This window comes from Gemmatimonadaceae bacterium (assembly GCA_035606695.1).
Lineage (GTDB): Bacteria > Gemmatimonadota > Gemmatimonadetes > Gemmatimonadales > Gemmatimonadaceae > JAQBQB01.
In genome coordinates, this window is record DATNEW010000009.1 from 118,467 (window position 1) to 143,366 (window position 24,900).

The window sequence follows — 24,900 nt, forward strand, 5'->3', positions numbered from 1 at the left end:
CGGTTCTTGCCCTTCGAGCGCGGTATGAACTCACGCTTGTCGATTGCCCTCGGAGCCAGCGCCGCGGCCGCGCTCATCCAACACCAGCGCCGGAGCCGGAACGCGCTCGAACGCTTCGCCGCCGCCGCGCTCGAGACGCTGCTCAACGCCATCGAAGCCAACGATCAGGATACGGGCATGCACGTCCGCCGCGTCGCCGCGATGTCGCTGATCATTGCCGACGCCGCGGGTTTCGACGCGCGACAACAGAAGTGCATCGAGCGTGTCGCCCTCTTTCACGACATCGGGAAGATCCACGAAGCGTTATTCGACATCGTGCATGAAGGCACGCGGCTCACGCCCGCGCAGCGGCGGCTGATCGACACGCATCCGCGGCGCGGGGCGGAAGTGCTGGCGCCGCTCGAGCCATTCTATCCGGAGCTCACGAACGGCGTGCTTTCGCATCACGAATGTTGGAACGGCAGCGGGTACCCGCGGCGCTTGCGCGGCAAACGCATTCCGATCGAGGCGCGCGTCGTCGCGATCGCCGACACGTTCGACGCGATCACGCACAGCCGGAGCTATCGCGGCGCCGCGGGAGTTGAACACGCCATCGAAGTGCTCGCCGCCGGCCGCGGCACACAGTTCGATCCCGAGCTGCTCGATCTCGCGCTCCTGCCTCCGGTCATCGAGCGCATGACGCGCGTGCATCTCGCGTACACGAAGACGCGCTCCGGCCGCCGCGCACGCCGCCGCGAAGCCGTGCCCGACGTCAGCTTCCGCTGGCGCTCGGAGTCACTTGGATCGCGTCGAATCCGCGCGACGGGCTAGAGGCTTCGCTTCGAGCGAATCCCACGCTTTCCGCGCCTCGAGCTTCGCCGCTTCGTGCGACTTGAGATCGGCGCGGAATTCGTGATGGCCGTCGGGAAACGCGACGAAATACTCATACGGCACGTTGGCGGGATACAGCGCGGCCTCGATGCTCGCGCGCCCGGGCGACGCGATCGGGCCCGGCGGCAGGCCCTTGTGCTTGTACGTGTTGTACGGCGAGTCGACGTCGAGATCTTTATAGAATACTCGCGCCACGTGCTTGCCGAGTGCGTACTGAACCGTCGGGTCGGCCTGAAGCAGCATGCCGTCGCGCAGCCGATTGAGGTACACGGCCGCGATGACCGGCCGCTCCTCGTTCACCTTTGCTTCCTTCTCGACGATCGACGCGAGCGCCATCACGTCGTTTCGCGAGAGGTGCAGCGTGTCGAGCCGCGCGGTCCACTCGGGCTTCCACACCTGCTCGAATCGCCGCACCATGGCATCGACCGCCGCGCGCGCGGTGGTACCATCCTGGAACGTGTACGTGTCCGGGAAGAGATATCCTTCGAGCGTCGGCGTCGGCACATCGAGCTGATGCAGGAGCGCGGTGTCGCTCGCCGCCCGCATCACGGAGTCCGCCGGGACCTTGAGCTTCGCCGCGACCGCGGCCGCGATCTGACTCAACGAGAAGCCTTCGGGAATCGTGACCACGTGGACGATGCCTTTGCCGCCGCGTAGCGCATCGAGCACGAAGCCCCAGCCGGCGTCCTTGTGCAGTGCGTACGTTCCCGACTTGATGCCGCGATCGCTGCGCCGCACCGAGGCATAGACGCGAAAGAGGCGGGGGAATCGAATGACGCCGGCCTTCGCGAGCGAGTCGCTCGCGATGCGCAGCGTCGCACCAGGGGGAATCGCGACGCGCACCGCAGCGCCGGTACCGCTGCCGCACGCCGCGACGATGGCACACATCGTCGTCGCCACAACGCCGCGCACTATGCGACGCACGCGATGGACGCGATACGCGCCTTCAGCCCGCGAGACGCAGCGCATGTTGCAGCAACACCGTGGCGGCAAGCGCGTCGACATCGCCCTTGCGGCCTTTGGTCGATCCGCCCATCTCGCGCACGGCACGAAGCGCGGCGGCGGTGGTGTAGCGCTCGTCCACGAGATCCACGGGCATGCCGGTGCGCTTCGTGAGCTCGAGGGCGATGGTGCGCGCTTCGGTGGAGCGCGGCGTCTCGTCGCCGTTGCCGTCGAGCGGCAGTCCCATCACGAACCCGCGTGCCTCCAGCGCCACGGCGCGACGAATGATCTCGGCGATCGGCGGCCGCTTGCCCGCTCGCCGCACGATCACGCCCGCGGGCGATGCGATGATGCCGGTCGGATCGCTGATCGCCAGGCCGATGCGCCGCTCGCCGTAGTCGATGGCGAGTATGCGTCCGCGATCCAATTTATTGTTCCTCGCTGCGGCGCTTCGCACCTTCGCTCGGAATTCCGCTCATCCATTAACCATTTGCTGGAAGAACTCCTTGTTGTTCTTCGACCGCGACATCTGCTTGATGAGGAACTCCATCGCTTCGACTTCCGGCATGTCCGCCAGGAAGTTGCGCAGCAGATACACGCGATTGAGCTCCTCCTGCGTGAACAGCAGCTCTTCCTTGCGCGTGCCGGATTTGCCGATGTCGATCGCCGGATACACGCGCCGCTCGGCGATCTTGCGCGAGAGCACGAGCTCCATGTTGCCGGTGCCCTTGAACTCCTCGAAGATCACTTCGTCCATGCGCGATCCCGTCTCGATCAGCGCCGTCGCGATGATCGTCAGCGAGCCGCCGTCCTGAATGTTGCGCGCGGCGCCGAAGAATTTCTTGGGCTTCTCGAGTCCCTTGGCGTCCACACCACCGCTCAGAATCTTGCCCGACTGCGGCGTCACGGCGTTGCAGGCGCGCGCGAGTCGTGTGATGGAGTCGAGCAGAATGACGACGTCCTTGCCGCTTTCGACCAACCGCCTTGCCTTCTCGATCACCATGTCCGCCACTGCCACGTGGCGCGGCGCCTCTTCGTCGAACGTCGACGCGATCACCTCGGCGGCGACGTTCGCGATGGTGTCGGTGACTTCCTCCGGCCGCTCGTCGATCAACAGAATGATGAGCGTGACTTCGGGATGATTCTCGACGATCGCGTTCGCGATCTTCTGCAACAGGATGGTCTTGCCCGCGCGCGGCGGCGCTACGATCAACCCGCGCTGCCCTTTGCCGATCGGCGCGATGAGATCCATGATCCGCATCGAGATGTCGCCGTCCTTCGTCTCGAGATGCAGGCGGGCTTCCGGATAGCGCGACCTCAGGCTGTCGAACGGCACGCGTCCCTTCGCCACTTCGGGCTCGGCGCCGTTCACCGATTCGACTTTCAGGAGCGCGAGATAGCGCTCCCATTCCTTTGGCGGCCGCACCTGCCCTGAGACGGTGTCGCCGGTGCGCAGATCGAAGCGTTTGATCTGCGAGGGCGAGACGTAGATGTCGTCAGGGCCGTAGAGGTAATTCCAGTCCTGGCTGCGAAGGAAGCCGTAGCCTTCGGGCAATACCTCGAGCACGCCTTCGCCGGTGAGCGTGACGCTTTGATCGAGCAGCTTCTGCTCGATGCGGAAGATGAGGTCCTGTTTGCGGAGGCCGCTCGCGTCCGCGATGGCGTATGAATCAGCCATCTCCTGGAGCTCGGGCATCGTCTTGCGCTTCAGCTCGGCGATGTTCACGGACGGTGCAACGCCGGTCATGGAACCGACAGCATATGTGGAAGACAACTCGGAATGCGCGAACGGGGAGGGTAGCCGGGGACTGTAGGTAGGCTCGGCCAACGGGAGCGCGCTCTGCCGCATCGACGAGTGGGCGCGCGATCGCCGCGACTCACGCGGCGGACGTGGAGGGGAACTTGAGTGCATGCGAACCTACGGACGGCGCAAAGAAGGGTCAAGAGATAACTGCGGACGACTCGCTCAAAAGGCGATGTAACGAAGGGGGTGTTTCTTGATGTCGGCGAACAGCGAATCGAGCGCCGCGAGGTCGCGATGCATCGCGTGTGTGAGTGCGGAGTCGGTGCGAAAGCGTCCGATGGTTCCATCCGGGCTCGCGGCGAGCGTTTGTACGTGCTCGAGCTCCGCGCGGACCTCGCCGATGCTGTGCAGCAGCGTCGAGTCGCGGCGAAACCGCCCCAGGGAATGCTGGTCCGATGCCACGAGCGCGCGAATGGAATCGGCCTGGGCCATGGCGCGGCTCGCGCGCGCGCGCAACGCGTCGGTCGCGCTGAGTGCCATCGGGATCGTACCCCGTCCGTTGGATAAACGCGCCATCAGGCGTGCGGTCTTGCCGTGCACGCTGCGCATCGTCGTACCGGACTCGAGTCCCAAAGCGCCAAGAGTGCCTTCGGTGGTTTGCAGTTGCGCGGTGAGCAGCTTGACGTTCTCGAGGATGGCCGGCAGCTCGCGCCCGGCGCCTGCGGCATCGGACGAAACCGACTCGAAGTCGGCCTGTTCGCCGGCGCGAATCGTATCGCCGTCCGAGACGCCGGCGGCGCGTGTCGTACCGCTGGTCATGTACACCACTTGATCGCCGATGATCGTTCCGCCCGCGCGTACCTGCACGCGTGTGTTGGACCGAATGTGTGAGCGCGACGATTCGAGCATGGAGAGCGACAGGATCAAACGATCCTTCACGCCGACGGTCGGGGGCCTGAAGTCGACCGACTTCACGGTGCCGACGCGTTGACCGTCGAGCCAAACCTCGGTCCCGCGAATGACCCCGCGTGCTTCATCCGTGGTCACGTACAGTGTGAACTTTTTGCCGTGCAGCGTGCCGACTCTTCCAAAAATCAGAATGCTCAACGCGATCGCGATCACCGTCAGAACAGCGACGATGCCGAGTTTGAGATCGGGCCAACCGGGGCGGTGTGGGGAAGCCATTGCTCCGAGGAGCGAAAAACCTGGGGGAGGGGCGGCCGAGGCAGTGAGGCGAGCAAGCGTGAACGCAGTGCCATCGCCGAGCTGAGCAAGGCGTGGGCCAGAACAGCGGGCGCATGGGCGTATGGGCGTATGGGCGTATGGGCGTATGGGCGTATGGGCGAAAAACAAAAGGCGGGGCGACAAGGGCGCCCCGCCTTTCGAACACCTTCGAACACCTTCGAACATTTCTGAAACACTTACGGACGCTCGAACACGTGAGCCCGGACGCGCGCGGCAGGATTCGAACCTGCGACCTTTAGCTCCGGAGGCTAACGCTCTATCCAGCTGAGCTACGCGCGCACATCCGTAAGATCACACTCTGAGCGGTGCATCTCAACCCATTGACGTTCTGTTGATTAGCGCGGCGGACGTCCTCGGCCGCCGCGCGCCGCGGCCGTGTCGCGCGGCGCGGGTGCCGGCGGTGCGGACCAGAAGCCCGGCGTCGGTTTGGCCAAGTCCGCGGCGTCCCGCGCAAAGAACAATGCGTTGAACACGGTGCGAAACGTTCCTTGCGGCTGCCCACGCCATTCGGGCTGGAACGCCAGCAACACCGCGTGACCGCGATCGTGCTTCACGTCGACCGCGGCGGCGAAGCCCTGGATGTATTGCGGACCGCTCAGGAAGCCGGAGCGGAGCGGTGAAACGTCTGATGGGAATTTGGCGAGCACCGATCCCTCGAAGCCGTCGGTCGTCGTGAACACCGGGCTGTTGAACACGAACACGTCGGCGCGGTCGGGCATGCCGGCCATCACCTGCTGTGACGGATCGGTGATCGCCTGCATGATCGATCCACCCGTGAAGAAGTCGCGGCGATTGACGTTCGCGACGACGTTGCGAACCGGCAGCCGCAGCGCGTTCGCGGCGGCCGTTGCGCCCTGATTCCACGCGACGATCGTCCCGCCGCCTTTCACGAAGTCGTCGAGCGCGCGCACGCCCTCGGCTGCCGCGCTGTCGGCCGCCGCATTCCCACGGCCGCCTCTACCGCCGCCAGCACCGCCGCCGCCGCCGCGCCCACCGCGTCCGCCGAGTGGGCCGATGTTCTGCGAGCCGATGATGACGGCGTCGAAACGGTTGCCGAGATTTCCCGCGCGCAGATCGGCCGGCGTGATGAGCGTGTACTTGAAGCCGTAGGTGTCGAGCAGCCACTCCGTCCAGCCTTCGTCCATGTTGCCGGGGGCCGCCTTGTAGATGGCGATGCGCGTCGGTGCCGCGACGCTGCCGGCCGGCGCGCTCTCGACGGCATCGGCGCGCACGAACAGCTCGCGGGCGAGCGCGTCGGCTTTCGCGCGCTCGAGTCCACTGACGACGTACGCGCCGTGACCGCCCGCCCCGGCCGTTGGGGCGTAGCGCAGCGCAGCCCCTTCGGCGAGCGCGCGATTGATGAAGCGGAAGGAATTGTTCTGCGCGGGATCGAGCAGGATGACGCTGCCCGTACCGGAGATGGCGCCCGCGGGCGGCACGATGCCGGCGGCCATCGCGTTCGTGGTGAATGGTTCGTCGGGATTCGTATGCCAGTCGACGGCTTTGCCCTGCACGAGCTTCATCGCCGAACGGAAATCCGCCGGCAAGCGGGTGGTGGCTTCGACGACGTTCAGACCCATTTGATATGGCAGCGTCCATCCCGCCGCGTCGTACGGGGTGTCGTCGCCCATATCGGGATAGCGTTGCGGCTCGAACAGCTCGCGCACGAGCTGGGCGTACTCCTGGTCCATGGGAATGACCCATGTGCCCTTGGCGTACGTGGCGCCGTTGTACTGCACGTCGCGATCGAGTTGATGCACGCGAACGCCCATGAACGCCATGCGGCGAAGCAGCTCGACCGGCGCGACGGGATCCCGTTGCGCCTGCGGAACGATGTACGCGTACGGCGCGCTCGTCTTGAACTGCGCGATGGTGTTGCGCGCCGACTGGTAGCGATTGTAGAGCAGCTCGTTCTTGAATTTCGCGGCGTAGTTGAGCGTCGCGAAGTCGGCGGTGACCATGTAGTCGATGGCGTCGCGCAGGTGCCACGTGCCTTCGGCCCATGGGCTGTTGTAGAGCGAGGTCGGGCGAAGGTCTTTGTAATTCGGGGGTAGACTGTCTACCGTCGTCGTGCGCGGGGTGGCGCAATTGCCGCCCTGCGTTTCCGTCCACCACGCCGCGATGTTCTGATACATCGGCATGTAGTCGATGTAGCCCGGGTACCACGCGTCGTAGGTCTCGAGCTGCGAGACGGCGCCGGGTTGGTTGTGCGCGTCCAACTCTTCGGCGATGCGCGTTCCGATGGCGTTGACTTCACGCGCCTGAATGGGCGGCACGCGGAAGCCCACAGGATCGGCGAAGGGCGGCAGCCAGATGCGCGTCGGGAACGGCGACGACTGGTGCTGCACGTAAATGATCTGCGGCTCCCACTCGCGCCAGGTGCGCTGAATGACGCGCGACTCGATGACGTTCAGCATGTACGAGTCGCGGTTGTTGTCGTGGCCGACGTACTTCTGATAGAGCTCCATCGGCGCGATCTGCGCGGGATGGCCGGGAATGGAGTCGCGCGCGCGGCACCAGTTCACGACGATGTCCTGCCCGTCGGGGTTGATCGACGGCCACAGGAAGAACACGACGCTGTCGAGAATCGCCTTGACGTCGGGTTCGTTCGCGCGCGAGAGCAGCTCGTAGGCGATGAGCGGCGTGTGCTGCGAGCCGGCGATTTCCGACGCGTGCAAGCCGCCTGAGATGTCGACGAACGCGCGGCCTTCGGCGGCGAGCTTCCGCGCGTCGGCGTCGCTCAGTCCCGCGGGATGCGCAAGGCGCTGGTTGATGTCGCGAAAGTGTTCGAGCTTTGCAAGATTCGCCGGGGACGAAATGATCGCGGCGGTCCACGCCTTACCGTACGACGTTTTGCCGACGGTGATCAGCCGAACGCGGCTGGACGCGGCGGCGAGACGCTTGAAGTAGTCGATAGATTGGTCGTACGTGAACAACTTGTAGTCGGCGCCGACCGGGAAGCCGATCACGGATTCCGGTGTCGGGAGTGGTTTGGTTGGTGTCGTTTGCTGCGCGCGCGCCGGCAATCCGGCGGCGGCGATCGCGAGCATACTGGCAGCCGTACGCTGGAGTACGCGGCGGCGGGCAGTCGGTGGCATCGAGTTCTCCTCAGGCTGGGCGTCAGTTCTGTATCGCAAAGGTGCTCGAGCGCCGCGTTTCGCACCAGTGAGCACAGTGAGCGCGCCCGAGCGGTGCAGCGGTGTGATGTGACGAAAAACTTCACCCGTGCGGTTCTTGACGATGTTGATACCGTCCTATAGCGTCCCTCGCTAATTCCTGAGCGCCGCCACCCGGCGCATTCGGCAATTCCCGCCAATCCTATTCCGCACCTACCGCCGACGGCCTCCGTCGGAGCTTGTTGCAGTACGTGCAGTATGTTGACCCCCCGCCCGACCTCCCTGGAGGAGAACAGTCATGAATTTGGGACGCTGGAGAATTCTTGCGGCAGCCGGCGCCGCGCTCACGCTGCTGAGCGCAGCGGGACGCCTGAGCGCACAAGGCACGATCACCGGCAAGGTGACCGCGCAAGGTTCGGCGCAACCACTTGCCGAGGCGCGCGTGCTGGTGATCGGCACGACGATCGCGACGACCACCGGTGAGGATGGCAAGTATACCCTCCGGAACATTCCGGCCGGCACCGCGCAGTTGCAGGTGTTGCGCGTCGGCTATCAGTCGAAGAAGCAGGCCGTCGCCGTGACGGCCGGACAACCGACGACCGCGGACTTCGAGCTCAGTGTCGCCGTGGCGCAGCTCGAGGAAGTGGTGACGACGGCTACCGGCCAGCAGCGCAAGGTCGAGTTGGGCAATGCCGTCTCCACGCTCGGTGACGTCGGCAAGCGCGTCGAGGAGACGAAGATCAACAACGTCGCCGATCTGCTCACCGCCAAGTCGCCAGGCGTCGTGGTGCTGCCCGCCTCGACCCTCGGTGGCGCGCCGACGCTCCGCATTCGCGGCTCGTCGTCGATCAGCTTGAGCAACGCGCCGATCTACTATGTGGATGGCGTGCGCTTCGCGGCCGACAATATGACGTCGGGCACGGACACGCGCTTCTCGTTGCTCAACGCGCTGAACCCGGACGACATCGAGGACATCGAGATCGTGAAGGGCCCGTCGGCGGCGACACTGTACGGCACGAACGCCGCGAACGGCGTCGTCGTGATCACGACGAAGAAAGGCCGCGCGGGCTCGACGCGGTGGAGCTGGACCGGCGAGGGCGGCATGGTGGACGATCGCACACCCTGGCAGCCGATGTACGCCAACTTCGGCCACAATCCGGCGAAGCCCGGCTCGGCGAGCATTCGCTGCCTGCTGCCGACGATGTCCACGGCCAAGTTCCAGGGCAACTGCCTGACGGACAGCATCACCAGCTACAACTACATGACCGATCCGCAGAACACCTTCGTGCACATGGGCCATCGCAGCCTGCTGGGCATGAACGTGAACGGCGGCAACGAGGCGCTGCGCTATTTCGTGAGCGGTGACATCGACAACGAAACCGGTCCGATTCAGATGCAGAACTTCTATGTGCAGCGTTTCGACTCGCTGCACATTCCGGTGCGCGACGAGTGGTTCCACCCTGAGGCGCAGCAGCGCGGCAGCATTCGCGCGAACCTGTCCGCGGCGTTGAGCCCGAAGGTGGACCTCAACTTCAACAGCGGCTTCACGAAGATGGACAACCGCATCCCGCCGGAGAGCGATCTGATCATCGCGCTCTACTACACGGGCATGCAGAACTACGGCTACAAGGGTTGCCCCGGCGGCACGTTCCCCTGCGGCCTCGACAAGGATCCGAATCAGTCCGACGGTGTGCCGCTGCACGACGCGTTGCAGTGGTCGCCGGGCGACATCATGCAGGTCACGCAGATGAACGACGTGCAGCGCATGACGTCGAGCGCCGACATGTCGTGGCGTCCGTTCTCCTGGATGGTCAACCAGGGCACGACGGGAATCGATCTGGCGTCGGTCGACTTCTTCCAGCTGTGCCGCCTGACGGAATGTCCTCCACAGAGCTCGACGGCGAAGCTTGGCCGCGTGACGGACAACATGAGCCACGTTCGGAATTTCTCGGGGAAGCTCTCGAGCACGTCGACGTGGAACGCGCGGCCGTGGGCGAACTTCAAGACCAGCCTCGGCGGCGACTATACGAACATCGAAGTCGACTCGGCGCTGACGAACGGGACGACGCTCCCGCCGGGCGCGACGACGGTGACGGCGGCCGCGACGCGCGTTGGTCAGGATCGCCAGCCGACCGCCGTGAAGACGCTCGGTCTGTACGTGCAGGAGCAGGCGAGCCTTCGCGACCGCCTCTTTCTGACCGCCGCCATGCGCACGGACCAGAACAGTGCCTTCGGCACGAACTTCCAGCAGGTGTACTATCCGAAGCTGAGCGTGTCGTGGATCGCGTCGGATGAAGACTTCTTTCCGAAGTACTCATGGCTCGATCAATTCCGCTTCCGCAGTGCGTATGGCGCGTCGGGCGTACAGCCAGGCGCTACCGCCGGCCTCGCCATCTTTACGCCGGGCTCGGTGAGCGTTCCGACACGCTCCTCGACCACGGGCACCGATACGCCGGGCCTCACGGAGAGCCAGCTGGCCAACCCGAACCTCAAGCCGGAAAAGTCGGCCGAGCTGGAGATGGGTTTCGAGTCGCAGATGCTGCACAACCGGCTGCACGTCGATTACACGTTCTATAATAAGAAGACCCACGACGCGCTGGTCCAGGTCTCGCTCGCGCCGTCGTCGGCGGCCGCGCAGCTCACGCCGCTCATCAACATCGGCGGCACGCAGAACTGGGGTCACGAAGTGCAGGTCAACGCGCAGCTCGTCGACCGCCGGAGCTTCGGCTGGGACGTGCTGATCAGCGGCTCGCACAACTCGAACAAGGTGCTGGATCTGGGCATCGATCCGAACACGAACAAGCAGCGCATTCTGGGCAGCGGCTCGACGACGCAGCAGCGCGTCGGGTATCCGCTGAACGGACAGTGGTATCGCCCCTACACCTACGCCGACGCCAACGGCGACGGTGTGCTGCAAGTGAACGAAGTGCACGTCAGCGGCGACTCGCTCGTCTTCTACGGCTACAATGTGCCGCGCGACATTTTCTCGATTCAGAGCGGGTTCGATCTGTTCAGCCGCCGGCTCCGCATCAACACGCTGTTCGACTACAAGGGCGGCGGCAACGAACAGGACGGCGCGAACAACTTCCAGTGCAACACGGCGCCGAACTCCTGCTACGAGGACGAAGTGCCGACCTCGCCGCTCTCGCAGCAGGCTCGCGTGGTCGCCAAGTCGTACGGCTCGGTCGTGAATGGCTCCACGTTCAAGACGAGCGCGGGGTACTTCATCTCGGATCAGTTCTGGCGTTGGCGCGAAGCATCGGCGGCCCTCCAGCTGCCGGTGGCAGTCACGCGCCGTATGCGCGCGCAGTCCGGCTCGAGCATCGTCTTCGCCGCGCGCAACCTCCACCTGTGGACGAAGTTCACGGGCATCGATCCGGAAGCGAACTACGGTCTGACGCAGGGCGACAATCAGAACGAGTTCCAGACCGCCGCGGCGCCGACGTATTTCACGCTCCGCCTCAACCTCAAGTACTGATCCCTTCGAGGACGAATTCATGATGACGAATACGAATCGCGCTCGATGGGCGGTCTTGATCGCTCTCGGGCTGGCGTTCCCCGCCGCGTGCACTGATTGGAAGAACGAGCTGCTCCAACCCCAGAACCCGGGGTTGATCGACAACTCGGCCGTCTCGTCGCCTGCCGCGGCGCTGGCCCTCAAGGTCGGCGCGCTCGGCAAGGTCAAGCGCCTGGTCAGCACGCCGGACTGCGGCGAATGCTTGTGGCAGGAGTCGGGCAACCTCGCCGACGAATTCAAGAATGCTGATTTTCAGCCGGACCGGCAGGACATCGATCAGCGCCAGATCGCCACGAACAACGGCATTCTGAGCTACAGCCAGGTGACGCAGATTCGCGGCTACCTGCGCGACGCGTTGAACGGCATGACGGCGTTCCTGCCGACCAACAATGCCGATATCGCCGAGCTGTGGATGAATCTCGGGTTCACCGAGATGCAGATGGCCGAGACGTACTGCAACGGCATTCCGCTGGGCAAGAACACGAACGGTTCGGTCGACTACTCCGATCCATCGTTCAAGCCGTTGACGAACGCTGAAGTGTACGCGGTGGCGTCGGCGCATCTCGACACCGCGCTCGCGCTCGTGCCGGCCTCCGCGACCGACGCGAACTCGGTGGCGGTGCGCGCGGCCGCTTTGATCGTGAAGGCCCGCATTCTCGTTGACTTGGGCCAACAGGCGCAGGCAGCCGCGCTGGTTCCCACGTCGGCGGTGCCGACCTCGTTTCAGTATCTGTGGACCACGTCGCCATCGAGCAACTCGGATGACAACGGCATCTGGTTCCTCAACAACTCGGTGTCGCGCGTGACCGTCGCCGACAGCTTCGACATCTTCAACGGCTCGGTGAACATCATCAAGAACAACTTGCCATTCGCGTCGGCGAACGATCCGCGCGTGCCGGTCGTGACGGGCAAGTCGCAGAACCTGCAGTCGGAAGACGGTACGACGCCGCTCTTCCTGCAGCAGATCTGGAAAGGCCGCGACGATCCGATGCCGATGGTCTCTGGTCTCGACGCGCGCTTGATCGAAGCCGAGGGCAAGCTCAAGGCGGGTGACATCGCCGGCATGATGACGATTCTCAACTCGTTGCGCGCCGCGCCGCCGAAGGATGGCAACTTCCAGCCGGCCGCGATGGCCGCGCTGCCGACGCCCGCTTCGCAGGATGCGGCGACCTCGCTCTACTTCCGCGAGAAGGCGTTCTGGACGTTCGGCCGCGGCCAGCGGTTGGGCGACCTGCGCCGACTCATTCGGCAGTACGGACGCACGCAGGACAACGTCTTCCCGACGGGCGTGTACTTCAAGGGCGGTCAGCCGTACGGTAAAGACGTGAACTTCCCGGTGCCTGACGGCGAGAAAGTGAATCCGCAATTCACCGGGTGCATCGATCGAAACGCGTAGCACGTAGCACTTGTGTCTCCGCAACGGCCCGCCGTCGAAGACGGTGGGCCGTTGTTCGTATACAGTCCGAGGACAACTCGAGGACAGCTCATGCAGCGAGCTCTGTTCGTCGTCGCCATCGCGTCGGTCATCGCCTTGCCGGTTTCCGCGCAACAGAAACCAACGGTCGCCGCCGCCGATTACGCGAAATGGGAAACCCTTGGCAACGATGCGGTGGTGTCGCCGAATGGCAACGTGGTCGCGTACACCGTGCATCACGGCAACGGACGCAATGACTTGCACTACCGTCAGGTCGACGGCGCCGAGCAGGTGATCGTGTCGGGCGCGCAGCCGCAAATCAGCAGCGACAACAAGTGGCTCGCGCTGGTGGTGTCGGCGGATACCGGTCAGGGTGGCGGGGGCGGTGCGCGTGGAGGGCGCGGTGGCCGCGGCGGCGGTGCAGCGCCGGCCACCGCCAGTTCCGGCGGCCCGCGAAGCAAAGTCGAGATCATCGATCTCGCAACTGGCGCGACGACGACGTACGACGATGCGCGATCGTTCTCGTTCAGCCACGACGGGTCGCATATCGCGATGCGTCGGCCGGCGACAGCGGGACGCCGCGCCTCGGATGTGATCGTCCGCGACCTCACGTCAGGAACGGACCTCACGATCGGCAACGTCGCGGAGCTCGCCTGGTCCGACGACGGCTCGCAGTTGGCGTTGCTCATCGACGCGGAAGGAAGCGCCGGCAACGGTGTGCAATTGCTCGACGCTCGTTCGGGCGCATTGCGTCCGCTGGCGGCAAGCAACGATCGCTATGCCGGATTGGCGTGGCGCGCGCACGCGCTCGATCTCGCCGTGTTTCGCGGCCACGGCGATAGCGCGTTCACCGACACGGCGTACACGCTCGTCGCATGGACGAACGTTGGCGCCGAACGAGCAACGCCGCACGAAGTGAGCTCCGACAAACTCGGCTCGGGCGTTCCGATGCGCATCGCGGCGTATCGCGTGCCGCGCTGGAGCGAAGACGGCAGCACGATCTTCTTCGGAGTGGCGGCACGTGAGCCGCGGCCGCAGCCGGAACGCCGCACGGCAGACGCGCTGCCGCCGGTGCGCGTGCAGGTCTGGCATGCCAAGGACGTGCGAGAGTTTCATCAACAGGAAGTGAACGCGACGCAGGATCGCGAGCGAACGTTGCTCGCGGCGTGGCACGTCGGCTCGGCGAACGCGCCCGTTCGGCTCACCGATGATCTGACGGAGACGATGCAGATCTCCGAGCGCGGCAACGTCGTGCTCGCGACGACCGAGGCGCCGTACGCCGCGGAGTACATGTCCGGTCGCGCCGTTCGCGATGCGTATCTCGTCGATCCGGCCACGGGCAAGCGCACGCTGATCGTTTCGAAAGCGCACTTCGATCCGATCGTGAGCCCGAGCGGCCGCTACGCGCTCTATGAACAGGGCGAGCAGTGGTGGGCGTTCGACGCGACAAATGGCGCGCGCACGAACGTGACGGGAAGCATTCATAGTAGTTTCGTGAACACCGCCGACGACCATCCGGTGCCGGAGCATGGTGCGTACGGGCTCGCCGGCTTCACGACGGGCGAGAAGTCCGTCATCGTCTACGACCGATTCGATCTGTGGAACGTCGGTCTCGACGGGTCGAACGCCGCGCGCCTCACGCGCGGGCGCGAAGACTCGACGCAATATCGCTGCGCGGAAGAAACGAACGACGATGGATATGGCCCGCGCGGGCAACCGAGCGGCGATTATCGCAACGGCGATCCGATTCCATGTCAGCCGGGCAGCGAAGAGCGCACGATAGACCCGGCACGGCCGATCATGCTGTTGGGCATCGCGCAGCAGACGAAGCAGATGGGCTACGCGCGCGTGACGATCGGGCAGGGAGTGCAACCGATCGTGTGGGGCAACGAATCGGTCGGCGCGCTCCGCAAGGCGGCGCGCGCCGACGAGTACATGTTCCGGAAGCAGACGTTCGCGCAATCGCCCAACATCTTCGTGCTGCGCACGACGTCATCGCAACCACAACGGCTGTCGAACACGAACGCGTTCCAGAGCGAGTACGCGTGGGGCAGGCAGGTGTTGATGAACTACACCAATCGGCGCGGCGATCCGCTGCGCATGATGCTCACCTATCCGGCGAACTATCAGCCCGGGCAGAAGTATCCGATGGTCGTGTACTACTACGAGGAGCTGTCGTCGCACCTGCATCAGTACATCGTTCCGAACTACCGCAATCCGTACAACACGCAGGTGTTCAGTCAGAACGGCTATTTCGTATTGCGTCCCGACATCGTGTTTCAGGCGCGCAATCCCGGATACTCGGGACTCGACTGCGTGGAGTCGGCGGTGCGTGCCGTCCTCTCGCGCGTCGCGGACATCGATCCGAAGCGTGTCGGGAACATGGGGCACTCGTGGGGCGGGTATCAGTCGGCGTTCTACGCCGTGCACAATCACGGCACATTCGCGGCGACGATCGCCGGCGCGCCGCTGACCGATCTCGTGAGCTTCTACGGCTACACGTCGGGCAACACCGGATTGCCGGAGTCGGGACACTTCGAAACGAGCCAGGAGCGCATGCAGGTGTCGTTGTGGGAAGATCCGCAGGCGTTCATCCGCAACTCCACCGTCTTTTCGATGGATTCGCTGCACACGCCGCTGTTGCTCGAGGAGGGTGACGCGGACGGCAACGTGAATCCGTTCCAGAGTCAGGAGGTCTACAACTTCGGGCGCCGACTGGGCAAGGACGTCGTGTATCTCGTCTACGAAGGCGAGAATCACAACGTCGCGCGGCCCGAGAGTCAGGCGGACTATCTCCAGCGCCAGCTCGAGTGGTTCGGCCACTATCTCAAGGGCGAGCCTGCGGCCAGGTGGATCACCAGCGGCGAGACGTACGCGGATCGTCAGAGAATTCTAAAGGCGGGCAATGGACCCGCCGCGCAACCGATGCAGGCGGGCAGCGCAGTGCGGCCAAATAGAGGCCCGCGCTGACGATGTACCGCGGGCTCCGCGCCGTCGCGCGCCCCGTTGTTCTGGCGGCGGCGCTCGGCGCATGTGGTCGTGTCACGCGCCAGGCGCCCGTCACGCGAAACGCGTTTCTCTTCTCCTACTTCACGCGGAACGGAGAGGACGGCGTCCATCTCGCCTATAGTCGCGACGGGATTCAGTGGCGGCCGATCAACGGCGGCCGCGCAGTGATCGCTCCCGCGTTGACCGGTGCGGGGCGTGGTTGGCAGGAATGGAATACGACCGCCGCGCTCATGCGCGATCCGTCCATCCTGCGCGGACCTGACGGCATGTTCCACATGGTCTGGACCATCTCGTGGACGGACCATGCGATCGGCGTTGCGCATTCACCCGATCTCATTCACTGGTCCGAGCAAACGCGCGTGCCGGTGATGGCGCATGAGCCGACGGCGCTCAACACCTGGGCGCCGGATCTGTTCTACGATGATGCGATGAAGGAGTTCGTGATCGTCTTTGCATCCGCCATCCCGGGCCGCTTTCCCGCCACCGACTCGTTGGCGCAGCGAACCTCGCGCGGCCGCGCCGATCACCGCTTGTATTACGTGACGACGAAGGACTTCACGACGTACTCGCCCACGCGACTGCTGTACGACGGCGGTTTTTGCGCCATCGACGGGACGATCGCCAAGCGCGGCGACACGTACTATCTGGTGATGAAGGACGAGACCTTCTATCCGCCCGTACGTGCGCTGCGCATTGCATCGAGCGCCCACGCGACTGGGCCGTACGGTCCCGCCTCCTCGCCGTTCACCGACAAGGACACCGAAGGACCGTCGGTGCTCCACAGCGGCGACTATTGGTACGTGTACTTCGACTACTACACCCGCGGACGATACGGCGCCGTGCGAACGACGGACTTCACGCACTGGGAGCCGTTCCCGGATTCGCTCCAGACACCGCGCGGCATTCGGCATGGTTCGGCGTTCGCCGTACCGAACGCGGTGCTCGATCGCTTGCTCGCACTCGAATCCGTGCCGCGCTGAGTCCAAGGCCGATCGGTGAATTCTCTGGGTGAATCGGCCGATACTCCCAAAGATGAAGCCTCGCCCGCGTCGTCCCGCTGTCCGTCAACCGAAGCCGCAACGCAGCGCACTGCCGCTCGTCGTGGTATCGCTCGTCGTCGGTATGGTGCTCGCGCACTGGCTGGCGCAGCGCACGCGTCAGCTGGCCCGCACCGATTGGGAAGTCGTCCACGAGCTCGACGGTGCATCGCTCGCGGATCTGCCGCTGGCGAACGGAGAGAGCATGACGCTGCGCGACGCCGGTGTGCCGCACGTCGTGTATCTCTTTCAGTGTGACTGTCCCAAGTGCGACGCGCAGCGTGCGCACGTCGCCGAGTTGCTCGAGTCAGTCCCGGCCGGCGAGGTCGTCACGGCGACCGCGCAGCCGGCGCAGCTGTCACCGGGCTATTGGGGTGATCTCGGCAGCTCGATCGCGCAGCCCGTGGGCGCCGACTCGGCGTGGCTCGCGGCGCATCATATGGATCGTTTGCCGATGATGGTGTTCGTCGATCGGAGCGGTCGCGTCACCAAGGCGATTCGCGGAAGCATGCTGGCGTGGTCGGAGCGGAGCGTGCTCGAGGAGCTCAAGGGCGCCGGCGCGGGCTGAGCGCTCACGGCGGACCGCATCTTCCGGCGCTTTGCGCGGAGCTGCACTTTAGACTTGGCCGCGACGACGTGGCGTCATTCCGCCCTCGCCCTGCCGGCACATGCGCCAATTCTTCGCGAGCATCTGGCCCGTCGACGTCTTCGAGTCGGCCAATTGGCCCACCAACCTCAAGTTGTATCACCTCGCCCAAATCGCCGCCGCGGCCTACGAGAACGCGATGACGGCGGCGGCGAACCTCGGCGTAAACAAGCCCATCGTTCTCTTCGCGGCGCCGGAATACTATTTCGTCAAGGCGATCGCGCCCGGCGGCCCGGCCGGACAGACGTGGACGTTGTATGAGGAAAACGAAAAAAACGATCTGCTCGCCGAGCTGAAAGGCATCGCGAAGCAGCATTATCGAATGGTGTTCGTTCCCGGAAGCATCGCGTGGCGGCGGGCGCGCCAGGTGCCGCACCTGCACAACACCCGCACGAACAACTACGACGGGTTCAACACGACGCCGATCTTCTACAAGACCAATCTCCATCACACGTACGACAAGAAGTTCGACGATGGCACCTGCCGCCGATTCACGACTGACGTGCTGTTCTCGCCCGGAGTCGGCAGCCAGCTGTTTCGCGTCGAGGGAAGGCGGTGCGGCATCGAGGTGTGCGGGGACATCAACGATCAGAATCTCGCGAACGAGGCGGCCCCCGCGAGCCTCGACGTCGAGGTGTTCATCTCCGCCACGAATCCGCACGACTTCACGACGCAGCTGAATGCCGTTCCCGTGCGCAATGGCGGCTACTTCGTGCACTGCGATGCAAGCGTCGGTAATGAGAGCGGATTGCGGCGAAATGGGGTGTGGGTGATTCAGCGCGGCGGCGGGTGGCACGGGACGCCGCAAATCCAGGGCGGCGGCATTGATCCATGGACCATGCAACGTCTGCGCGACGACTCGACCGGCCTCGAGTTGTCGTACAGCTCCGTGCTGCAGCTCCGCTATCAAGGCAGCGTGACGACCAACGAGAATCAGGTGCGCCCGCGGCGCAACAGTTTGACGCGCGGAAGCGGCGGTACGACGACCCTCTCCCGTGAACGGAGGTCGAGCTTCACGAGTGGGTACTCCAAGCCAACGCCGCCGCCGAACCTGAGCCTGGACGTCGATCTCGAGCTGCGCCCCGAATACGGACTTGGCTCGCACGGACTCGGTCCCGACTCGTACTCGGTTCAGGTCGTCGTGAAGTTGAGCGTGCCGACGGGTTCCCAGGCCAGCGTCGCCGAGCATCTCGTGGGGTTCACGGTCGATCATGGAGTCGTGACGCCGGCGTCGGTGACAACGGATCAATCCGGGACCGCCACGGCGCGCGTAACGCTGCAGCGGACCCAGAAGGCGACGATCCGCGCGACCGTGAAGACCGCGGGCAATGCGTACATCGACGCGACCAGCGAGATCGTCGGCGTGGGCTCGGGTAGCGTGAGTAAACTCTCATCGCTCAAACCGCTCAAGCACACGCACGTGCCCTGTTGGTTCCTGCCGATGTGAGGGAACGGCGTGCTTACCGTCGCGTTCTACACCGGCCAAGCCGTTGTCGGCAACATGAACAACTTCAGCTTCTACACGGGGCAGTTCAGCACCTGCTCGCCGGTGGTGTTATACAACTCTCAGACGAACGTCGGCGGCATGTTTCATCTGCCCGGCAAGAACGGGACACGGTCGGAGCTGCTCGTCGAGTGGCAGTCGTACATTCAGCCGATGATCGAGCTGATCAAGCCAACCGACGTCTGGGTCTTTCGATCCGGCGGCGGCAGCACCGCCGATCGCGAGGAGCTCGCCGGCATGTTCAACGACTACACGACCACGCACAATGCGAGCTTCACGATTCACCGTGACAATACGCCGCGGTCGGGAATCTATGTGAGCCTCGCGAACGGAATGCCGCAGTTCTCGGTCATGCGGTCGTTCGACGATCCGATCTACGATGCGCGCCACAAGAAGCCCCCGCCGAGCGGATGCACGCTGTTGAATCCGGACATCAATGTCTCGAACTGGATCGCCATCGATGACTAGCGTACGGCCTGCAGCATCCCCATCGACGCGAGAATCCGGGACGCGACGAGCCGGGTCATCGGCGCCGGCTCCGGCAGCGCGAGTAAACTCTCATCGCTCGAGCAGTTGCCGCAGCCGCGTGGACCGTGCTGGCTCATCCCGATGTGAGGCCCGGCGATGATCACCGTTGCGATCTATACCGGACAGGCCGCCATCGGCAACATGAACAACTTCAGCTTCTACACCGGACAGTTCAGCACGTGCTCGCCGGTGGTGCTCCACAACGCGCAGACCAATGTCGGTGCGCTGTTTCATCTGCCCGGCAAAAATGGCAATCGATCGAAGCTGCTCGGCGAGTGGCAGACGTACATCCAACCGATCATCGAGCTCGTGCAGCCGACGGATGTGTGGATATTTCCGACGGGGGAGGGATCAACCGCCGACCGCGAAGAGCTCTATACCATCTTCAACGAGCATAAGACGACGCACAGCTTGACCTACACGATTCACCGCGACAACACGACCCGCATGGGCATTTACGTGAGCGCGCCGAACGGCAATCTGCAGTTCTCGGTGTACCGCTCGTACACGGATCCGGAGCACGACATGAAGAAGAAGCTCGTCGCGCCGGAGGGCTGCACCGTGATGAACCTGGATATCAATTACAAGATCTGGCAGACTTTGACGTAACATCGTGTCCGCCGAAGATGTCGTGATCCGGTTCGTCATCACGCTACTCCGGGCAGATGAACGGGTACTGCTTGTTGTCGATGATCGGCTCGATGCCGAAGAAATCGTTCAACACCGACTCCGCGGTGCAGTACGCGCCCTCCACCCACGCCTGATCGTTCGAGTACGCCTCGCCGACGATGAAGATGTCCGCGTCCTTGCCGGCGATCAGCTGCGACGGCTTGCGGATCTTGCGCTGCACGTCGGCGATGTCGAAGTGCGGCGCCCATTCGTGGTAGCCCGCGTTGAACGGCGGCAATGACCAGTCCACGTAGCGAGCCTCGAGCGGCTCCGGCACGGAGGTGTAGTTTGAGTTCGGCCCATAGTGTAACTCGGCGAGCATCTTCCGAAGCATCTTCACCATGCGCTTCGGCACCACACGCGGGCCGTCCAGCGGCTGCGTGTCCTGCGAGATCGGCACCGTGCGCTGGTTCTTGGCGCCCAGCTCCAGCTCTTGCCAGAAGGTCGTGTTGTCCTCGTCGTCGTAGCTCGCGAGCATGCCATATACCGGTGTCTGGTGCTGATCGGTCGCGTTGTTGCCGAAATACACCACCATGCGAATTGGCGAGTTCGACACGCTCGGCCCGATGGTGTCGCGCCGCGCCGCCGCCGTGAGCTCCTGCACCTCACCAACGGCGAGTGCCTGCCCGGTGGACGCCTCGATCTGCTTGACCAGCTCCGTCGCCGACGTGAACGGCGAGTACATCAGAAGTTGCATAGCCTTGAGAGCATTGGCCGGAAACTTTTCCTTGCGAAGACTCTCGATCACGTCCGGCGTGATCACGAACCCGGTGATCTGCGCGGGATACGTCGGCGGGTTGGTCAGATTCGGCGCATCCGGCGACCACCAGGGTTGGTCGAAGAACATGCCGATCTTGTACGACGGCTGCATGATTGTCGATTCGAGGTAGAGATTCACCTTGTCGTGATTGAGCACGTCCACGGTGCCGGCCGGCGGTTTGTTGAATCGCGTCGCCTGCGCGACGAGATCGATCGCCGCGCGGGGCATCGCGAGCCAGGCCGCATCGGCTTCGCGCGTCCCCGCCGCGACGTTCGGCTTCTTGCGCGTGGCATACGTGAATACCGCTTTGCCGTTCTTCCAGAGAATCGAGTGCAGTCGTGTGTCCGGATGGTACTTGAAGCCGACGCCCTTTTCCTTGCACAGCCGCACGATCTCGTCGAAGAGCGCGTTGAACATCCCCGAATACCCGATCGACAGCGTGCGATACTGGCTGCCCGGCGTGAACTCGTTGTTCATGTTGAACGACACCGCCGAGCTGGTGTTGATCACGTTCGAGCTGTAGCCGTTGCCGTCCGCGGCGTAGTCGTAGCCCTCGCAGCCGAGTTGGTCGTACAGGAGGTTCCAGTACCCGATGTCCTTCAGCAGATCACCCTTTTGAAATACCGACGCGTCGGGGAGGGTGACCGTGATCTCGCCGTTGTTATAGAACTCGCACCACTGCCGGCGGGTCTGCGGGCCCGTTGTCGCCGTCACCGCCAGGTTCTCGACGGCCGTGAACCCCTGATCGGGCGACACCGTCGCGCCGTAGTTGTTCATGTTGTACGGCGCCGGGTTGTTCGAGTTGACGTCGTTCAGGTAAAAATTCTTCTGCCGCAGATAGAACAGCTGGTTGTTCGTGACATTGAATGGAACGGAGTACTTGTCGAGCCCCAGCTGCTCGATCACCTCCGTCACGACGCGATGACCCGGTGTCAACCCGTTGTTCGCGTCCTTCGCCTGTTTGTCCCAGAACGAGTATCGCATGCCGCCCAGCTCGACGTACGCGTTCTTCGGATCGTTCTTGTAGAACCAGGTGCAGACACGCGCACCCGCTGAGCGCGTGCCCGGATTGCTCTTGTTGAAATCGTACTTGCCCCAATCGTAGAGCTCGAGTGTGTCGCCCTTGGCCAGGTGCTTCGACTCGAGCTTCGAGTTCTTCGCCTTGCCCTTCAACAACCGCCACGCCGTGTAGAGGCCCGCGGCGCCCGCGCCGAAAATGGAATAGGTCTTCTGCGTCATGAGAGTTCTGGGTTGACGTGTTGGACGGTGGCGAACGGCATCATTCGATGCCGAGGCGATACATCTGGAGCGGCAAGTCCTTCTCGGGGATCACGACTTCCACGAGCACCGGTTTGTCCTTGATCTTTGCGATTCGTGGCAACGCCTCGTTGAGCTCCGCCACCGTGGACACTCGCATGCCCTCGGCGCCGAACGCCTTCGCGAGCGCGAGATAGTCCCACTTCGGGAGCAGATCGAAGGTGTCGAACTTGTGCTTCGGCCCTGCCTCGAACGCCGAGATGTTCACGTACACCTGTTCGATCGCGTACACCTGGTTGCTCATCACGAACAACACCGCATTGAGCTTGTTGCGCGCCAGCGTCGAGAGCGATTGGCACCCCATCATGAATGCGCCGTCGCCCGCGACGGTCCAGGCCCGTTTGCCGCTGCCGAGCTGCGCGCCGCACGCCGCGCCCGTCTCGAATCCGATGCACTGCCAGGCCGCGGACGAAATGAAGCTGCCCTTGCTCAAGCCGTATGCGTTGGTCGCGACATACATCGCCGAGCTGACGCCGTACGTCATCACGATCTCGTCCAGCAGGTCTTCGTCCTGCAAGAACTTCATCGAATGCTGGAAGAAGCGGTTGTACGTGAGCACGTCCGGCTGATCGTTGAATTTCGGATCGGAGTTGGCCGCCCACGGATTTGGGTACCTGGGTTGCTTCGGCGCCACCGCCTTGATCGGATAGCCTTTCGCGTTCTTGAATTTCTTCAAGAGCGCTTCCATGAAGTCCTTCATCGTGACGTCACCGTACTTGAAATAGCCCGCGCGCACGCCATCCGTCGTCGCCAGCACCATATTGGCGTACTGGGCTTGGATGAACACGAGGTAGTCGTCCGTGATGATGTCGCCGAGCGTGAGGACGCAGTCGGAGGCCATGACCAGTTGCCGCACGCTGTCGACCGATGCGGCATCGGAGTAGGTGCCGATGAACTTGCTCCCCGTTTCGTCGAGCACCGTCTTGCCGAGGGTCGTCGTGGTGTAGAGGAACCCGCTTGCGTCGATGATCCGCTGGAGCAGATCCGAAAGTCCGAATCGGAGCACCTCCACTCCGGCGAGGATGAGCGGCTTCTTCGCGCGGGTGATCATCGTCCACGCCTCGTCGACGGCGTTCTCGAGCGCCAGTCGCGGGCTCTGGACCATGCGCGGCTCGAGTGGCTTGGACGGCGGCCGCGAGCACGGCTCGGCCCAGACCTCGCGGTAGCACGCGATGTACACCGGTCGGCGATGCGTGAGCGCTTCCACGATCAGCTCGTCGATCTGCGCCTCGGCGCCGACGTTCGTGCTCAGCGTGATGGCCTTCACCGTCACGTTGTCGTACACGTTCCGGTCGGCGTCGAGGTTGCCCGTCGAGTGATGATAGAGCACGCCGAACATGTCGGTGATGTTCCGCGTGTCCGCTCCCGGCGTCGCGGTGATCACGACGATCGGGCTGCGCTCCACCCACGCACCGGCGATTGCGTTGAGGGCGCTGAAGGTGCTGACGCCGAATTGCAGCGACACGGCCGCGAGCCCGCGCGTGCGTGCGTACGCGTCGGCTGCGTACGCGGCATCGAGCTCGTTGATCGCGGCGATCGTCTTGATTCCCGGGAAGACCTCGAGCGCCGTGGTGAAGTTGCGGACGTAGTCGCCCGGAATCTGGAAGATCTCGGTGACGTCGAGCTGTTTCAGTCGCGTGAGCAGATAGTCGGCGACCGTAAACGGTGTCTTGGCCATGACGATTGTCGGGGGGAGTCGGGCGCGGCGGGATCGGGGAGGCCGTGCAACCGTCGTCGGTTGTCGAAGTCGTACTTTCTAGTTATCTGACAGCCGGGAGCGAGAAGGTAGCACGGCTTGACGTCGGCCGGTAGGATGCGAGCTCACATACCACTCGCGCGGCCGGTTGATTAGAAAAACTTAATATTTGTCATTCGGCCCCTTCATCGATCGCGATGGCTACCGTCGGAACCTCGACGACGCACCCACCATTTCGCCAGGAGCTCGCGAAGTGGCAGCGCGGTCAGAAGTAGCGCGAGATCGCCATCATAGAGGCTGTGCCGAGCAGGAGCGCCACCACCAACCACATCGCGTTTCCGTAGCGGCGCAGCGAGGCGGCCGCCACGTCGCGCTCACTCGGACCTTTTTCCGCCAGCTGGAGCGCGCGGTGAATGGCCGGTGCGGCCACGAACGTCGCGACCGCCGCGGCAATGATCGCCGCGAGACCCCCAAGCCCGAGAACGATGCCGCGCCGGGACGTCAGCCATGCGCCGCGCGTCATCATCAGGAAATTCCCATACAGCAGGAGGCCGGACAGCACGGAAAGTCCGAGCACCACGTTCAAGTAGCGCGGAAGATTCCGTACCCAAATGAGCTGGCGCATGTATCGCATGCCGTCGTCGCTCGCCCGCGCCGCGGGGACGACGTAGGCGGCCAGCATCGTCGCGGCGCCGACCCACAGCACTCCAGACACGATGTGAATGAGGCGCAGGGCCATCGAGATCGCCAGGTTGTTCATGGGCGAGCGTCCGCGCTGTTCCGAATCGGCGCCGCCGGCTCACGCCCGATCGTAAGGGTCGATTCGCTTCCGGCCCAGCGGTATCATTGCCCCATGGCACGTCCTGGAAACTCATCACGAGGCGAC

Annotated in this window: 18 protein-coding genes and 1 tRNA gene; 9 read left to right on the forward strand and 10 right to left on the reverse strand. The window is 64.1% G+C overall.

Annotation, left to right across the window (positions count from 1 at the left end; genetic code table 11):
* Positions 1–24 precede the first annotated feature (24 nt).
* Complete coding sequence (locus VN706_02935; GenBank protein ID HXT14559.1) at positions 25–810, forward strand: HD domain-containing phosphohydrolase; 786 nt, start codon at positions 25–27, stop codon at positions 808–810.
* Here the strand turns inward: VN706_02935 and mltG are convergent.
* The 6 genes from mltG to VN706_02965 form a co-directional block, all read right to left on the reverse strand.
* A complete protein-coding gene (gene mltG, locus VN706_02940; protein ID HXT14560.1) occupies positions 775–1,794 on the reverse strand; it encodes an endolytic transglycosylase MltG in 1,020 nt (339 codons plus the stop codon). The two genes, VN706_02935 and mltG, sit on opposite strands and share 36 nt — an antisense overlap.
* Before the next feature lie 22 nt (positions 1,795–1,816).
* Positions 1,817–2,239 (reverse strand): Holliday junction resolvase RuvX, encoded by a 423-nt coding sequence (gene ruvX, locus VN706_02945; protein HXT14561.1) that lies wholly within the window; start codon positions 2,237–2,239, stop codon positions 1,817–1,819.
* Between the two features lie 48 nt (positions 2,240–2,287).
* A complete protein-coding gene (rho, locus tag VN706_02950) occupies positions 2,288–3,538 on the reverse strand; it encodes a transcription termination factor Rho (GenBank protein ID HXT14562.1) in 1,251 nt (416 codons plus the stop codon).
* 240 nt (positions 3,539–3,778) lie between these two features.
* Complete coding sequence (locus VN706_02955) at positions 3,779–4,741, reverse strand: MlaD family protein (protein ID HXT14563.1); 963 nt, start codon at positions 4,739–4,741, stop codon at positions 3,779–3,781.
* 265 nt (positions 4,742–5,006) lie between these two features.
* Positions 5,007–5,080: transfer RNA gene (locus tag VN706_02960), tRNA-Arg, on the reverse strand.
* Between the two features lie 56 nt (positions 5,081–5,136).
* On the reverse strand, positions 5,137–7,899 hold the full coding sequence (locus VN706_02965; protein HXT14564.1) for a M14 metallopeptidase family protein: 2,763 nt from the start codon (positions 7,897–7,899) through the stop codon (positions 5,137–5,139).
* Between the two features lie 316 nt (positions 7,900–8,215).
* Between VN706_02965 and VN706_02970 the strand changes: the two genes are divergently transcribed.
* The 7 genes from VN706_02970 to VN706_03000 all read left to right on the forward strand — a co-directional run bounded on the left by VN706_02970 (position 8,216) and on the right by VN706_03000 (position 19,512).
* The gene (locus VN706_02970; GenBank protein HXT14565.1) at positions 8,216–11,395 is read left to right on the forward strand and encodes a SusC/RagA family TonB-linked outer membrane protein; all 3,180 of its coding nucleotides are present in this window, start codon (positions 8,216–8,218) and stop codon (positions 11,393–11,395) included.
* A gap of 19 nt (positions 11,396–11,414) precedes the next feature.
* On the forward strand, positions 11,415–12,830 hold the full coding sequence (locus VN706_02975; GenBank protein HXT14566.1) for a hypothetical protein: 1,416 nt from the start codon (positions 11,415–11,417) through the stop codon (positions 12,828–12,830).
* Between the two features lie 90 nt (positions 12,831–12,920).
* Complete coding sequence (locus VN706_02980; GenBank protein HXT14567.1) at positions 12,921–15,818, forward strand: prolyl oligopeptidase family serine peptidase; 2,898 nt, start codon at positions 12,921–12,923, stop codon at positions 15,816–15,818.
* A 2-nt stretch (positions 15,819–15,820) separates the two neighbouring features.
* A complete protein-coding gene (locus VN706_02985; GenBank protein ID HXT14568.1) occupies positions 15,821–16,837 on the forward strand; it encodes a glycoside hydrolase family 43 protein in 1,017 nt (338 codons plus the stop codon).
* A 52-nt stretch (positions 16,838–16,889) separates the two neighbouring features.
* Positions 16,890–17,462, forward strand: a complete 573-nt coding sequence (locus VN706_02990; protein HXT14569.1) for a hypothetical protein — start codon at positions 16,890–16,892, stop codon at positions 17,460–17,462.
* A gap of 100 nt (positions 17,463–17,562) precedes the next feature.
* Complete coding sequence (locus tag VN706_02995) at positions 17,563–18,987, forward strand: Ig-like domain-containing protein (protein ID HXT14570.1); 1,425 nt, start codon at positions 17,563–17,565, stop codon at positions 18,985–18,987.
* Positions 18,988–18,996: 9 nt separating this feature from the next.
* Complete coding sequence (locus VN706_03000) at positions 18,997–19,512, forward strand: hypothetical protein (protein HXT14571.1); 516 nt, start codon at positions 18,997–18,999, stop codon at positions 19,510–19,512.
* On the opposite strand, the gene VN706_03005 is transcribed toward VN706_03000, so the two are convergent.
* Complete coding sequence (locus tag VN706_03005; GenBank protein ID HXT14572.1) at positions 19,509–19,649, reverse strand: hypothetical protein; 141 nt, start codon at positions 19,647–19,649, stop codon at positions 19,509–19,511. The genes VN706_03000 and VN706_03005 overlap by 4 nt on opposite strands.
* 19 nt (positions 19,650–19,668) lie before the next feature.
* On the opposite strand from VN706_03005, the gene VN706_03010 reads away from it, so the two are divergent.
* Positions 19,669–20,181 carry a hypothetical protein gene (locus tag VN706_03010; GenBank protein HXT14573.1) on the forward strand — a complete coding sequence of 171 codons (513 nt, stop codon included), beginning with the start codon at positions 19,669–19,671 and terminating at the stop codon, positions 20,179–20,181.
* 43 nt (positions 20,182–20,224) lie between these two features.
* Here the strand turns inward: VN706_03010 and VN706_03015 are convergent, their stop codons facing one another.
* The 3 genes from VN706_03015 to VN706_03025 form a co-directional block, all read right to left on the reverse strand.
* Positions 20,225–22,240: a hypothetical protein gene (locus VN706_03015; GenBank protein HXT14574.1), complete on the reverse strand. Its 2,016-nt coding sequence runs from the start codon at positions 22,238–22,240 to the stop codon at positions 20,225–20,227.
* Positions 22,241–22,280: 40 nt separating this feature from the next.
* A complete protein-coding gene (locus tag VN706_03020; protein ID HXT14575.1) occupies positions 22,281–23,996 on the reverse strand; it encodes a thiamine pyrophosphate-dependent enzyme in 1,716 nt (571 codons plus the stop codon).
* A 283-nt stretch (positions 23,997–24,279) separates the two neighbouring features.
* A complete protein-coding gene (locus VN706_03025; GenBank protein ID HXT14576.1) occupies positions 24,280–24,774 on the reverse strand; it encodes a hypothetical protein in 495 nt (164 codons plus the stop codon).
* Between the last annotated feature and the right edge of the window lie 126 nt (positions 24,775–24,900).